This window comes from Kordia sp. (assembly GCF_050633145.1).
Taxonomy (GTDB): domain Bacteria; phylum Bacteroidota; class Bacteroidia; order Flavobacteriales; family Flavobacteriaceae; genus Kordia.
The window spans coordinates 70,419-85,494 of sequence record NZ_JBOEFY010000026.1 but is presented as its reverse complement, the minus strand read 5'-3'; the positions used below and the strand labels follow the sequence as shown (position 1 = coordinate 85,494).

General features: G+C 31.3%; 12 protein-coding genes. 3 read left to right on the top strand and 9 right to left on the bottom strand.

From position 1 onward, the window contains the following. Positions 1–13: 13 nt before the first annotated feature. A complete protein-coding gene (locus ACRBBL_RS13750; RefSeq protein ID WP_431369641.1) occupies positions 14–3,634 on the top strand; it encodes a M1 family aminopeptidase in 3,621 nt (1,206 codons plus the stop codon). A gap of 143 nt (positions 3,635–3,777) precedes the next feature. Here ACRBBL_RS13750 and ACRBBL_RS13745 read toward each other — a convergent pair whose 3' ends face one another. The 4 genes from ACRBBL_RS13745 to ACRBBL_RS13730 form a co-directional block, all read right to left on the bottom strand. Then, positions 3,778–4,119, bottom strand: coding sequence for a YrhB domain-containing protein (locus tag ACRBBL_RS13745; RefSeq protein ID WP_431369640.1), 342 nt, complete (start codon positions 4,117–4,119; stop codon positions 3,778–3,780). A 6-nt stretch (positions 4,120–4,125) separates the two neighbouring features. After that, positions 4,126–4,467 (bottom strand): hypothetical protein, encoded by a 342-nt coding sequence (locus ACRBBL_RS13740; protein ID WP_431369639.1) that lies wholly within the window; start codon positions 4,465–4,467, stop codon positions 4,126–4,128. A 75-nt stretch (positions 4,468–4,542) separates the two neighbouring features. Beyond that, a complete protein-coding gene (locus tag ACRBBL_RS13735) occupies positions 4,543–4,959 on the bottom strand; it encodes a hypothetical protein (protein WP_431369638.1) in 417 nt (138 codons plus the stop codon). Between the two features lie 31 nt (positions 4,960–4,990). After that, a complete protein-coding gene (locus ACRBBL_RS13730) occupies positions 4,991–7,651 on the bottom strand; it encodes a hypothetical protein (protein ID WP_431369637.1) in 2,661 nt (886 codons plus the stop codon). 486 nt (positions 7,652–8,137) lie between these two features. On the opposite strand from ACRBBL_RS13730, the gene ACRBBL_RS13725 reads away from it, so the two are divergent. Next, positions 8,138–8,275: a hypothetical protein gene (locus tag ACRBBL_RS13725; protein ID WP_431369636.1), complete on the top strand. Its 138-nt coding sequence runs from the start codon at positions 8,138–8,140 to the stop codon at positions 8,273–8,275. 151 nt (positions 8,276–8,426) lie between these two features. On the opposite strand, the gene ACRBBL_RS13720 is transcribed toward ACRBBL_RS13725, so the two are convergent. From ACRBBL_RS13720 to ACRBBL_RS13710, 3 genes are all read right to left on the bottom strand, one after another. Further along, positions 8,427–8,675, bottom strand: a complete 249-nt coding sequence (locus ACRBBL_RS13720; protein ID WP_431369635.1) for a hypothetical protein — start codon at positions 8,673–8,675, stop codon at positions 8,427–8,429. A gap of 112 nt (positions 8,676–8,787) precedes the next feature. Next, positions 8,788–8,982: a hypothetical protein gene (locus tag ACRBBL_RS13715; protein ID WP_431369634.1), complete on the bottom strand. Its 195-nt coding sequence runs from the start codon at positions 8,980–8,982 to the stop codon at positions 8,788–8,790. A 308-nt stretch (positions 8,983–9,290) separates the two neighbouring features. Continuing rightward, positions 9,291–10,994, bottom strand: a complete 1,704-nt coding sequence (locus ACRBBL_RS13710; RefSeq protein ID WP_431369633.1) for a helix-turn-helix domain-containing protein — start codon at positions 10,992–10,994, stop codon at positions 9,291–9,293. 203 nt (positions 10,995–11,197) lie between these two features. Here ACRBBL_RS13710 and ACRBBL_RS13705 point away from each other — a divergent pair, with 203 nt between their 5' ends. Further along, a complete protein-coding gene (locus tag ACRBBL_RS13705) occupies positions 11,198–11,437 on the top strand; it encodes a hypothetical protein (protein ID WP_431369632.1) in 240 nt (79 codons plus the stop codon). 77 nt (positions 11,438–11,514) lie between these two features. Here ACRBBL_RS13705 and ACRBBL_RS13700 read toward each other — a convergent pair whose 3' ends face one another. Together ACRBBL_RS13700 and ACRBBL_RS13695 are read right to left on the bottom strand one after the other, a co-directional pair. Next, entirely contained in the window at positions 11,515–12,591 is a 1,077-nt protein-coding gene (locus ACRBBL_RS13700; protein ID WP_431369631.1) for a M15 family metallopeptidase, read from the bottom strand. A gap of 90 nt (positions 12,592–12,681) precedes the next feature. Next, positions 12,682–14,979, bottom strand: coding sequence for a DUF4157 domain-containing protein (locus ACRBBL_RS13695; protein ID WP_431369630.1), 2,298 nt, complete (start codon positions 14,977–14,979; stop codon positions 12,682–12,684). Positions 14,980–15,076 lie beyond the last annotated feature (97 nt).

Sequence of the window (15,076 nt, the reverse complement as noted above, 5' to 3'; positions counted from 1 at the left end):
AAAACGGAACATTATGTTTAAAACATTCTTTCTTAAAGAAATAAAACTAGGCTTTAAAAGTCCGATGCTTTATATATTTTTCTTCTTATTTACGATCATCACTGTTGTTGGAGTTGTCAATGAAAGTATTACGCTTGGCGGATCGGTTGGAAATACATTCAAAAACGCGCCACATATCATGTCGGTTTACATTGGTAGATTGTCATTATTTGCTGTATTAATTGCAACTGCATTTTTTAACAATGCTGCTTTAAGAGATTATCAGCATAATTTTAGTAACATTCTTTTTAGTACAGCAATTGATAAAAAGAGTTACTTTTTTGGACGTTTCTTTGGTGCTTTGGTAATAGCTATCATTCCATTGTTAGGCGTGTTTCTTGGATTTGTCATAGGAACGGATTTGAGTGTCGATGGGGAAATGATTTCTCCCACTAGAATGGGAGTTTTGTATGCAGAAGCATTTATAAATAACTTTTTGCTATTCATTTTGCCCAATATGTTTATTGTAGGCACCATTATTTTTGCAATAGCGAACAAGTGGAAAAGCACGATTGTTTCTTTTATTGGAACAATTATAATTATTGTTGGATACTTGGTTTCTGGAGCATTCTTAAATGATGTAAGTACAGAAAGTTGGGCTGCGCTAACGGACGCTTTAGGAATTAACGCATATACGATTGACACGAAGTATTTTACTAGTCTTGAGAAGAATACTGAAATTGTATCATTCAACGGATTATTACTATTGAATAGAATTGTGTGGATGATTATTGCAGTTGTAATACTTATGGTTTCATACGTATCATTTTCGTTCACACAGAAAAATCAGAAAGTAAAAAAAGAGAAGAAAGCTGTAGCTACAGAAACTACACAATTATTTAGTTTGCCAAAGGTGAAAGCTAGGTTTGACTTCAAAACACAAAAAGCACAATTTTTCAGTTTGTTTAAGATTAATTTCTATACGTTATTAAAAAGCAACACGTTTAAAATTATGCTCATTATTGGCGCATTAATTTTAATAAACAAACTTGTAAACGGACTTGAATATTATGGTTTGCAATCGTATCCTGTAACGCATAAAATGTTAGACTTTAGTCGTCCAATAAGTATGGTTGTTGGAATGATAATGCTAGTGTTTTTTAGTGGAGAACTTATTTGGAGAGAACGCGCAAGTCATATTAGCGGAGTTATTGACGGAACGCCACACAATTCACTTACAGTATTAATAGCCAAAATTGTAGCACTAATAAGCATCAATGTCTTATTTGATATATTCTTAATTATTGTTTCGATACTATATCAATTTGCTAACGGATATACAACTATAGAACTTGGCGTATATGCATTGGACTTTTTATATTCAGGATTGCCCTTATACATTATATGGTCATGTATTTTCATTGCGATTCAGATTATGATTAATCATAAATATCTAGCGTATTTTATTGCTGTAATATTATTATTTCTGTTTGAATTTATCATTGTGGATGCGTTTGGAATTCAATCTTTTATGATGAATCTTGGCTTCACACCGACATATACGTATTCTGATATGAATGGTTTTAGTATTGCCGTCATTGCTAAAAATTGGTTCAATCTGTATTGGATTTTATTCGGGATTGTTCTCGTAACAATTACAAGCGTCTTTTTAATCAGAGGAAATTTAAAAGGAATAAAAAACAGATGGAAATCCGCTAAAAAACAATGGACAAATAGCTATGTAGTAAGCTTAACAGTGGTTTCAATTCTATTTGTACTTACGTCAAGTTTTGTGTATTACAATACGCAACTGGTAAACTCGTATCATTCTGAAGACGAAATTAAAGACATGCAAGAATCTTACGAGAAAAAATACAAGCAATATGAAGGTGCTTTGCAACCAAAAATCACAGCTATTGCGTATGATGTTGCTATATATCCTACGGAACGAAATATAGTTGCAAACGCACAAATCACCATACAAAACAAAGGAAGTCAAGCGATAGATTCATTGCATTATTCGTTGCTAAACTTTGTAAGTTTTGGAAATGAAGGTATTGTCTTAAAAAAGTCCGATTGGAAAAAGATAGTCACAATTCCGAATGCAACATTGGTACATAATGATGATGAATTAGGCTATCAAATCTTTAAATTAAATTCGCCTTTACAGCCAAATGAAACCATGCAAATTCAATTAGAAACAACGTATACAAGTCAAGGTTTTGAAAATTCGGTATCAAATATTCGCGTCGTTAAAAACGGAACGTTCTTCGATAGTACTGATATTTTGCCAACTTTTGGATATGAAGTCTATAATGAAATTTCAGATGCGAATGATCGCGAAAGTAGAGGTTTAGAATCACATAAAGGAATGAAACTATTAACGGACGAGCATGCAAAATCTGAAAATTATATTACCAGAAACATGTCAGATTGGGTTGATATCTCAACAATGCTATCTACGGAAAGTGATCAAATTGCAGTTTCGCCAGGAACATTAGAAAAACAATGGACTGAAAATGGACGTTCGTATTTTAACTATAAAAACGATCATACTTCTATAAACTTCACCAACTTTATGTCCGCCAAATATGAAGTGGCACGTAAAAAATGGAGAGGAATTGATATTGAAGTCTATTATCATAACACACATAATTATAATATAGACATTGTACTTGCTGCGGTAGAAAAGTCATTGACATATTACACAGAAAATTTTGGACCGTATTTTCACAAGCAAGCAAGAGTTGTAGAAATTCCTAGATATTACAACTTTGCACAAGCATTTCCAGGAACGATGCCATATACAGAAGGCGGCGGATTCATTACAAACCTTTCAAATGAAGAAGATTATAATATCATTTATTCAACAGTAGCACACGAAATTGCACATCAATATTGGGCACATCAGGTAATTGGAGCCAATGTACAAGGCGCAACAATGTTGTCGGAGAGTTTTGCAGAATATTCGGCTTTAATGGTGATGAAGAAGGAATTGAAAGATCCTATCAAAATGAAAAAACTACTAGCGTATGACTTTGAACGGTATCTTAAAGGAAGAAGTGCAGAAAGTGGCGTAGAAAAACCATTATACACTGTAGAAGATCAAGGATACATTCATTACGGAAAAGGAAGTTTGGTGTTATATGCGTTGCAAGAATATATAGGAGAAGACAAGGTGAATGAAGCCTTGCAAGAATTTTTGAAGACGTATGCGTACAAAGATGTGCCGTACCCTACAACGTTAGATTTTATAAGGTATTTAGAACCACAAATTCCAGCTGATTTAAAGTATGTATTAACGGATTGGTTCAAGAAAGTTACGCTATATGATTACAGTGTAACAGCAGCAACTTATAAAGAGAAGTCGAACGGAAAGTATGAAGTTGCTATGACTATCGAAGCAATAAAGTTTGATATTGATACTACTGGAAAATCACAGGAAGTTGCACAAAACGATTGGGTAGAAATTGGTGTATATACAGACAATGAAGAAAAAGAATTGTTATTTGTAAAACGCGTATTCATTACTGAAAAACAAATGGATTTTACTTTTGAAATCGATCAAATTCCTGCAAAAGCAGCTATTGACCCTAAACGTTTATTGATAGAACGTGTTATTGATGATAATGTGAAAATTGTAACAGAAGAGTAATACCATTTACAAGTTCAAGGAACGCATCAAAAACTCATTAAAAAAAATAAAAAAAGAGGCTGTCTTAAAAGTTACAATTTCGTCAAACCGAATCAAGTCCAGAATGACAGCATATAGAACTTTTTAGACAGCCTCTTCTCATACTATTTATGACTAAATCGATCTTCGTCAGGATACCAATAGGTGTCTAAAGCAGGTACCATTGTTTCATTTTCATACGCTTCTAATTGGTACTCTAATGATCCTGCAGTACCAAATTGAACAACCCTACGGTTATCTTTTTCCACTAAAAAAGGGGCACTTCCAACCGCTGCATATGCAAAATCACCTGTTTCAAGATATTTCTTATAATCGAAATAATAAATATTACCATACGGTTTTTTAATAGTTTGATCTGACTCAATGACTAATGTATCATCCTCGTCTGCGGTCATTCTCTTTAAATATTTTTCTGCTATTTCTAGCATTTCATTGTTTGTTAGCATAAGATATTATTTATGACTAAATCGATCTTCGTCAGGATACCAATAGGTGTCTAAAGCAGGAACCATTGTTTCATTTTCATATGCTTCTAATTGGTGCTCTAATGATCCAAAAGTGCCAAATTGAACAATTCTGAGTTTTTCTCTTTCAACCAAAAAAGGAGCACTTCCAAAAACTGAATTCCCTACATTTCCTGTTTCGAGGTATTTCTTGTAATTAAAATAATAAATATTACCATACGATTTTTTAATAGTTAGTTCTGGTAATATGACTAATACATCTTTTTCAGATTCATTTACTTTCTTTAAATATTTTTCCGCTATTTCTAGCATTTCGTTATCTGTGAGCATAAGAGATTATTAATGACTAAATCGATTTTAAAATATTAATAGTAAAATTATTTTTTAGTGCTACTCTAAAATTTGTCATTTTCTCCAAGGTCTTTTTCGAGTAATTCTAATAGGTCGGTCAATAATACTTTCATCACTTAAAACCATTAATTCTGTTTTTTCTTCCTCTGTTAAAGTTGTATTGTACATCATTACACTATTTTCAATGATGAATAGTTCCAATAATTCGGGACAATATTTAAATAATTTTGTGAAAAGCTCTAGTTTTATCTCATCTAGTGGATACGCTTTTTTTACATTATCATATTGAGCATTTCTTAAAGATTGGTAATTGATCATTCTTTTTTGCCATCTTAAAATTGACCGAACTAAACTGTACAATATATCTTCTCCAAATTCTTCCTCCGCTCTTTTTAAATATTTAAGAGTGTACGATTCTTTATTATTACCTATATAATCAACTAATTCCTTTATTAATTCTAATTTTTTCATATCTAATTATTTTAAATGTATTAAATAAGTTTTAATGTTCCTTTGGGTAACGCTTTTCTATATGCTTAATAAGTTCTTCTATGGTTTCTACTTCTGGATTAGCCTTTCCAAATGCTGATAGTTCAAAAGCACGTTCAGCAAAATAGGCTCGCTTCTCCCATGCCCAGTTATTACCTAGCCTATAGCTTGCTTCATTAAGACCATAACCTTCATTTCTAATTAAACGAGTTACTTCCAATTCATCTAATGCGTGCGTACCTTCATGAACTAAATCTAACATAAAATCTTCAACTGTCCTAGCAGATCGAAAAGTCATCACATTATCTTCAGTATAAGCATTGACATTTTTAGCTTCAGAAAGTTTATAACCATCTTCTTCAATCATTATTTTATTGAATTTATCATTTTCAATTATATTAATTTCAATTTTACCTTGTTCTAAAGCATCAGCTATTCTATTTGCAGCAGGAGTATGCCCTCTAAGATTTTTAATAATTACTCTTAGAGGTATTTCTTTTATTTGTTTTCCTGCCCATTTATTAATAAAACTTTTAAACTTAGTATTCTTTTTATATCTAATTTCAGATGTTTCCTCTAAATTATCAGCAAGTTTTGCTTTTTCTTTTTTCGTAAGCTTACGTCTTTTTCCATTCGGTAATTCAACTTCAATCTTATTCAGATACTTTTCAAAATTCGGATGATCTAACAATGCTTTCGAAGCTTTCGCTAATCTTTTTCCTATAAAATTGGTAATTTCACCGCCTAGAGCAAATAACTCTAAGTAAAAAAGAACCTCACTTACATTTTGCCCAAATTTGGTGTCATTTAATCCACTGAGTTTTAATAAAGCGTTGATAGTCCCACTTGATATTTCTGCGAATGCTGCAACTCCTGTGACTGCTTTTTTTGCTCTTTGGGCTAACGTTAATTTGTGTCCTAGTTTAGCGAGATTTTTTAAATGCCTAAATTTCGCTAAGTTTCCTACTCCAGAAACTGTCGTAATAGCATCTATTAAGTATTCACCGCCTGTTTGAATATTTTGCCAAAAAGCACTTTCCTCGTTTGCCAATAATACAAATGCGGGAAGTACTGTGAATTTTTGCCCTTCACTTGTATCGTATAAAAATTTAGGAGCTCTTTCATTTATGATAGCTACTGGATGAAAAACATGATAGTTATATTTATAATGATTATAAATATTTACCGTTATTTGATCTCTTCGTCTCTTACCATAGGTTACTGTTTTTCCAGTATCAACGCTTAAAGCTACATCAATACTTGTTTGATCATTTGCGAATTTAATATCCGCATTGGAATGATAAAACCCTATCGTTTTGTCAATTGTATACGGAAGTACTAAAGGTGCTGCATCTTCTTCATTTTCAGAAAGTACAGGATTCTTTTTAGAATCAAATTTAGCATATGAAGATTGACTCCACACACTCCAAAATACCGTTACAAATGTCTTAAAATCGTCTGTTTGTAGTTCTTCAAATAATTTTTTGAAAGGCGTGTCTTTTCCGTCGACAAGATTTAGTAAGAACAACTCAAGGAAATTATCTGGCGAAAGTATTTTACTTAAGTTTATGATAATATAGGAAACCAAGTCTTCTTTGTTTAAACCTCTGTTATTTACATCATCTTCTTCTAAAATTGCAATCATTAAATCCCAAAGCAAAGGCAAATAACGAATATCTGATTGTAGATATGTTTGTGGTAAATACCATACAATATCGATTAACCTATTTAGTGGTTTATAATTTCTTTTTGCCTCTCTTATTAAGTCGGTAACGATTTCATGATACTTTTCATAAAATTGTTTTTCTGCTTTTGGATAAATGTCCAAATCAAATATGACTCCTCGTGAAAAATAGACTTGATTACAGAATGATAAAAAAGCTTGATAGGAATTGAACGTTATTCGAAAGGCATAATTTGTATTGATAAATTTGGAGGTAATAATCGGTTCATCATCATAAAAATTATAATCCAAGGTAATTCTCCCTGCTGTGCTATTTACTTCGCTGATTGTTGGGTACTTATATACTCGACCTTTGGTTTTTGTCTCGTTAAATTCTAGCGTAACTTTTCTTTGAATCCTGTTTAAAACTGCTTCAAACAAATTTCTGGCAAGATTGTCCCAAAGGTCATCGTACAATCCTAAACTATCCTTGTAGTTTATATCATAGTCTCCATCTTCAAGTTCACTTAAAGAAGCTCTTGTATGATAAAAATTTTCTTCAGTTCCATCGACAACAATATTAAAGAATTCCTCAAAAACAAGATATAATTTGTTATCGTAAACATGGTACTTAAATTGATTGTACGACAAAGGAATCTCAGATAAACCATCAGTTTCTTCCAAACTCGTGTATTGAAAGGTTCTATTAGAATTATTTCCCAATTGATGATATTCCTCTACGATGGTTCCCAAAATATTGGTAGTCTTTTTTACATAAAAAACATAATCGCCCGAAGTTTCTTTATACCATAAACTTTGGTTCTGTGCCAATAATATGGTGGTTATATAAGTGTCAGAAACTGCAGCAAATACTATATTTCCATTCCCTCGATAGAAAAAACTGTTCTCTATTAAAGCTTCATTAAATAGTGCGTATTTTTTTAAAGGAGCACTCGCTCTTGAGCTACTTTCTTCAGCTATATAATTTATTAAATATTGTAAATCGCTCATTGAATCGTATATTTTTAGTGTGCACTGTTCCTTCTCCTATATGTGAAAAGAAGACATTCATTGCCTTTTTTACTTATAGTTTTTCTCGTTTTTGGGTAGTTTTGAAATAGTTGTAAGATTGATTTTTCCATAAAATGCTTGCTTAAAATTTGATGTAATAATTAGACATATCTATCCTATTTCTGAATGTGTAATGGACATTCAGATCAGTCTTAAATATGATTTTTATGATATGAAAAGTGGTTATTTGCTACTAGCTGTAACTTTGTTATTGGTGTCTATCTTTTTTGAAGTAAAAGTTCCCAATAAGCATGTATGGTTTTATTCCCCTTTTTTCATAAGACAAAGAAACTAATTATAAAGCGTAAAATGCCACTTATTATAGGGTTGCTCTTGTAGTTGCAGTAAGTTATAAAAGCAATATTTAAATCAAAATTTGATATGTTTTTTTATTGTTTGAAACATGGAAAAAACGTATCAATTGAAATGACTATTAAAGCGATAAAGTTTGATATTCATACTACTGGAAATTCACAGGGAGTAGTACAAAATGATTGGGTAGAGATTGGTGCGTATATAGACAATCTTAGCGAACTTCGATTCACTTTTTTTCTTGTATTGTAAAAGAAATCAAAAAAATCGCCTCGAAAATTAATTCCAGACGATTTCTCAATATGATAATTTTAAAAATTTCATTAAACTGAATGACACTTTGGTGCCTGTGTCGTAAAAAGTCAGTAAGCTAAAATGATACTATTTGTGACATTTTTTTAGTTTAACAACTAAAATAACAAGACAATAATGCTTTTGTTTCTGTTGGATTGCAACCAACGCTACAGTTATTACTTCCGCAGGCATTTGAGTTACAATTTTTAGTAACATCGCATCCATCAATAACTCCTGTAAGGATGCATTGTGGATTTGTAGATTCGCCATTACCGCCTTTAGCATTTAATGAATTTAACTCTGCAACTCTTGACTTTGTCAAGCTTAATGTATTCAACCCTAATTTTTGTTTTTTCATGATTTTCTTTTTTAAGTATTAAAATGCACTTTAGTTAAAAAAATGCCCGGATAACTACTTCCGGGCGAAACTAAAACATGATATGCAACTACGAAATTACATACCAAACTCTTTAATATGTTGGATTTGTATTACTTGGCACAGGACAATGAAGAACATTTATAGAATTTGAGTGTATGCAATCCTTTATAGTATCTTTATTTTTTCCACCTTTATCTTCGCCTCCAAAAATAGTTCCAGCTTGTAAATCTGCAATGCGACCTTTGTTCAATTTTAATGTACTGTGTTGTAATCTCTTTTTTTTCATAATACTAATGTTTTGATTAAACTTGAAGTAAATCTATACAAAGAAAAAGCTCTAAAAAAACGCTTAATACGTCAATTGATATAATGACAATCGCCTGAAAAAGAATGGATAGTATTGAATTTGTAATTTTATGGAAGTATGTGTTTGTTAGTTTAATGTGTTGATTGTTAATTGTTTATGTTTATTACTAATGAAAGGTTTCACATTGTTGAAACTTCTCAGAATATATTCAAAATCAGAAAAAATCATTTTGCATGACAATTCATCTATTGTCGTTTCTGTGGCGAAATAAAATCAAGAAAAAGTGCTTATGACAATTTTGAAGCGTTCAGGTTTTTAATAAAATAGGAAGGATTTAAGTTTGTTTTTCGTTGAAAAGCTCTCGAAAATGTACGTGTATTACTAAAGCCAGATTCTTCTGCAATGGCATCAATTGTATACTTCCTAAAGACAGCATCGGTTTGTAATCGCTTAATAGTATACGAAATGCGTAATTCATTTATAAATGCATTAAAGCTTTTCCCTTCATAGATATTAATAATTTTGGATAAATATGTATGATTGGTTTTAAAACGTTTGGCTAGTTTTTGAAGTGTCACATTAGACGATAAAAACTCCTCTTTCTGTTTGAAATCAGCCAAATTTTTCAATACTGACGTTATAATATCTTCGGGAATATTTAATTCACTCTTCTTACGATCTGAAACATCAATGATTGTATGTCGTTTGTTTTCTTCTTGTTCTTTTAACAATTGTTCGAAACGCTTTTTATACACATTTCGTTGTATGTATTGATAGATTAAAAAGCCTCCAATCAACAAAATCAAAAGTATTGCGCCAATAATGCTGACAACATAAAAGTTCTCTTTCTTTTCAAGTGAATTAATAATTTGTTGCTTGTCAGCAATGAGTCTTGGCGTATTATAATCTTCGGAAATGTGTTTGGTTAAATACAATTCTTTGTCATGCGTAATACTGTCCAAACGTAACAATCGTTCAATATAGATAAGTTGTTTTTTTAGATCTTCCTCCTTTTTATAATGATCGATCAACAATTCATAAGCTGACCTTATCTCAGGAAATAAATAATTTACTTTTGAAAAAATAGTATCTACTTTCTTGAGATAATTAATAGCTTCATCAGTATGTTGAGTTGCTAAATGAGTTCTTCCTAAATAAAAATAAACATATGCCAAATTTGAATCATCTTCTATACTTTTAAAAAATGGAATTGTTTTTTGAATGCTATCAATGGAACTTGAATACTTTTTCTTATGATATAAATTGATTCCTTCTTTAAGTACAAGCACGTTGTATAACCGTTTATACTTAGGTAGTTTGTGTATTTTTTTTATTGTGTTTGAAGAATAGTAAGTTACAGAATCATACATGTGAAGTTGTCTATATGATGTCACCATACTTGATATTACTCTAAAACGCCTCCAATCATCTTGAAAATCTAATTTTTCAAAATTTTTCAAGGACCTTTTAAGTGTTTGCAATCCAATTTCATAATCTCCGATCAAATTGTAAATGACGCCAATATTATATTCAATATTAAAAAGGGTAAGCTTATTATTACTGGCTTTTGCATATTGTTGTGCTTCTATATATATATTTAACGCCTTTTTGTAAAATCGTTTAGTATATAAATCTCCGGCTTTTATGACCAATGCATTTTCCATTAAATAATGATCTGAACGTTTTGCAGAATATTGAATAAGACTATCAATATATTTCATTTTTAATGGATCTGAATCTAGTAAACTTTTACAATAGTAACCATCAATAATTCTTTTTGAATTTTGAAGTTGTTTTGCTTTTTTTAGATATGCATCTGCATATATACTAGCTTCTATATCTGAAGTTTCAGCATCAAAAAACTGTGTACGCAATTCTTTAAAATCTTTCTGTAAAAGCGAATCTACAGTTAATATATTTTGTGTTTGACCAAATAATGAGAAACTAACAGAAAGGAAAAAAGTAAAGCTGAAATAATGTTTTGATGACATAAAGAGGATCTAGAAATACTAAAATACATTTTTTTGGAGTATCTCATGTTCTTTTCTCTTTTCTTGAAGAAAAATATGAAGAAAACTGCATGTATAGTTGCGACAATAGATATATTGTCTATTTATGTTGTTGTTTTTCAGTATAATAAAAAGCAAATAATTGTAGTTTTGAAATAGATAACTTAATATTAAAATTCAAAATTATGAAAAGGAAAAAGTCAATACTTGCACTAAAAAAGTTTACAATTGCTTCTGTAGGGAAATATCATTTTATTGGTGGAGGACAAACAAATGACGGACCATGTACTACAAATGAACCAACAATCAATCAAGATTCATGTCAATGTTATACAGCAGATCCAAAGTCTTGTACAAGTTCTACGGATGATCCGTTAAGTAATGCTAGAAGAGGTTGTGCTTCAGGTATTGGTGGCGGAGATTAAATCATCCGAAATAACACAAAAAAGCCAACGAAATTTTACTTTCATTGGCTTTTTAATTTTATATGTGAGTGTAAACCTTATTTTCCTAATTGAACCGCTTCTTGCATAGCTTGATAGCGTTTTCTCCAAGCAGCACGATCTTTATTTAAATGATCATCAATATGTACAGGATCTTTTGTGTTAAACTTTCCGCCCCAGCGCAATTTTGGATCATTAATAATTAAGCTTAGAAATTGTTTTACAGGTGCTGGAACGTTTGGATATTTTGCCAATACTGTTGAATTTGCCCATCCGCCATTTCCGTATTGTAAATTCATATCAATACCGTGTCCTGCCAAATGGTTTGAAAAAGTTGCGGGCTTTACAATAGCACCTTGTACATTGGTTGTAGTTCTAAAAGAACTTGTCACATATACAAAAACATTTGCCTGTTTAGCATAGTCGTTAATCTTCTCTAGTGAAGGCACAAATTCTACATCAGCTCGACATGGTTTTCCAGAAAAATTTGAACCTTCAAACAATACCAAAGGCGATTTTTTATTTGGTAAATTTTTAGTTGCTAAGTCATTCCATTTACTTCCGTAATATCTGTTAATGTCTTTCAAGAAAAGATTAATCAATGGTCGTGAAAGTAAATCACCATCCGATTGAATAGTATTATCGCTAGCATATTTAATTACAGCATTTCGAGTACTATTTCCATAAAAACCATCGGCACCAAACTTCTTAAAATTAAGTTGTTCGCCATAACCTTCTGTATTTAAAAATACTTGAATTGCAGTGATGCTCATTTTTGAACCTTTAGAAATATATTTCTTCGTACGAAGATCGGATGTATGTATTTCCCATAATATGTACATTTCTGGTAGAAAATCATGCCTTTGTAAAATTAGTTTTGCCAATGCATCTGTTACAGATTTTCCATCACTTTGTTTATTATTTCGTTTGGCAAAAGCAGCAACGGCTGCAGCAGTGGCTTTTCCGTAATCGCCATCTGCCCGATAGTCATCCCATTTTAGTTCTTTGCGGAAACCCAGCTCAAAAAGCGTTCGTTGCAAATCGGTAATCAAAACTTTATCGTTTGATCCTTGAAACAAAGACTGTTGAATATTTCCTTTTTTTAATGCTGATTCTAGTAGGTTTGAACATTCCATGAGTATAACTTTTTATTTGTAAGCAAATTAAGAAAAAATGAACACAATGTAAAAGGGTGAAAACACTTAGATTTTAAATAGTTATGACTGCTATGTTTTATTATAAATACTAGGTATTGTACCCAAATATCTTGTAGCATCTATGACTTTATATTGTAGCATAGCATATTTCATGTGCTTTTCAGTTTGAGTAATCCATAATTTTTGAATTTGATCTTCAATAGCAAAATGTGCTTTTTGACCAACATTTATAGCCATTGCACATTTTTTTAGAATATTTTTTTCTTGGATTACTGCCTGTAAATTTTTATTAAAATTTAGGGTTCCACTTTGTTCAGTTAGCGAAACAATTGAGTTTGTTACATTGTTTATAATTAAGTTTGGCAATTCTTTTTTTGCGACTTTATACGCTTGCTTTATTTCGTTTACTGTTTCTGCATTTTCAATACTTGCAATAATTCCTTTTTTCTTACTTGCATATGTACTAAATGCAGGTTCTTCTAACAGTGTTGCAGGTGGATTCGGATATTTTTTAATATGAGAAATTTTCTCACTTCTTATTTTTTCTTTCTCTTTATTTTGCGGTCTTACTCTTAACGTAATAGGGTTTACAAAAGCATCACTGGCTGATTGCTGTTCATGAAAACTCTGTCCTTTTCCTGAACCTTGCATCATAAAAAACCAACTTCTTGTAGAATCATAAGCTCCTAAAATATCTAAGAAATCGTCTTGAGCTTCTCCTGTCGATTTATTTCGTGCAACACTTAAAGCTGTTATTAATTTTGCTTGTATTTGAGGTCTGTTGTCTCCCTTTTTTGTTTGAACTTCATCTAATATAGCAGCAAACTTCTTTTTATTACCTTGTACTAGTCGATCTACAATTTTTGAAAGTTGCTCATAAATGTCATCGGTACGATTATAATTTTCTAATGTTATTGTATCTTTTCCATCAAGACTTTTAGCGATTACAGTTGCAAAATGATAGCCCCAAATACTTTTCAGTATTTCACGTTCTTTTCCTGTTTGAACATAATCAATTTGTTTTTCTTTACTAGCAGAAACACTAAAAGTAGCATAGCCTTCACCAATATCGGGTTTTGCATATTGATTAACACCTAGCTTTTTCGCCTTCTTATCTAACTGTTTATTTCCTGCTTGAACTCCATAATGCTTTCCTGGTAATTCCTTTTGGCTGCCTTCTATAGCTTTTTCTCGTATTTTTTTAGGATCAAGGTTTTTTGGAGAATCTGTTAATGCAGTTGCAATGCCACTTACTTTAGAATCTCCCGAATCAGGTTCTGATTTTATATTTAGAACAGTCTCGGCTTCTTGTGGCTTATTTTTATTTTTAAATACAGCTTCATGTCGATAACTATTTTTATTTCCCATAACGCCTGAAGCCATTTCAATACAGATATGTGAAATTAAACCTGCAAACTCTTTTTGCTTGTCTAAGGCGCTAGATTTAAGTGGGACAGGTATAATCTTCCATAACTTTTTGGCATTGGTATTTATATTTAAACCGCCGCTTTTTTGTAGCCTTACATCACTTTTTACTGATTTAAGTTTTTTATTGGCATTATTAAAAATAGCATCAACAGCATAAAATTCTTTTGCGTGAGCGGTTGTCTTATTAATAGCTAATGTATCATCATCAGAAACTAATAAACCTTGTTTAGTATCTGTTCTTTTTATATCATGTTTTATTTTATAATCTTTCTTTTTTTTCTTTTCTAATATAGGATCTTCCGATTGAGTAGTAAAAAAATGAGTTTTATTACTTGCGCCACCAAGTGTATAACTATTAGCATTTTTTTCTTTATAACGCTGAACTACGATGCTAGAATTTACTTTTCTTTGAATTGGATTTGATATACTTCCAGATACAGTAGCAACATTTTTTAATGCTTGAGCCCCCATAATATCTGCTTCTCTTTCAAGACTTTGATCATCATTGATAGTTACCTTGCCTTTCATTTGCAGGGTAGGCTTCACTCTTCCTTGTTTTTGTTGTACTACATGCCAGGCTTCATGCGGCAAATGTTTTTCTTGTCCAGCAGCTAAATGAATATCTGTTCCTTGTGCAAATGCATGTGCTTGTAATTGTGCAGGTTTATTAGAATTATAATGAACTTTTACATCGTTCATGGAATAACCAGAAAGATTTTCTATGCCCGATTTAAGATTGTTGGGTAATCCAGTATTATTTTGTTTTTTCTGAATTGTTTGTGTTTGGCTAGTTAAAGAGCCTTCATTTATTTTTTTCTGAATAGCAGTTTGTGGGCGATTATCTTCAAATTGGAATGCAGTATTATCTTTCGCCTTTTGCTGTGCAATTTGAGATGGAGTTGTTGTATTTTCTTTTGACTTTTCGGCGTGAACATTCATAAATAAATAGTATTGTACTTAACCTATTACTTGTAAGTTAGTCAAATGCCCATAAAATTTATAAAATAATGCGTTTTGTCTACGAATTGTATATGCA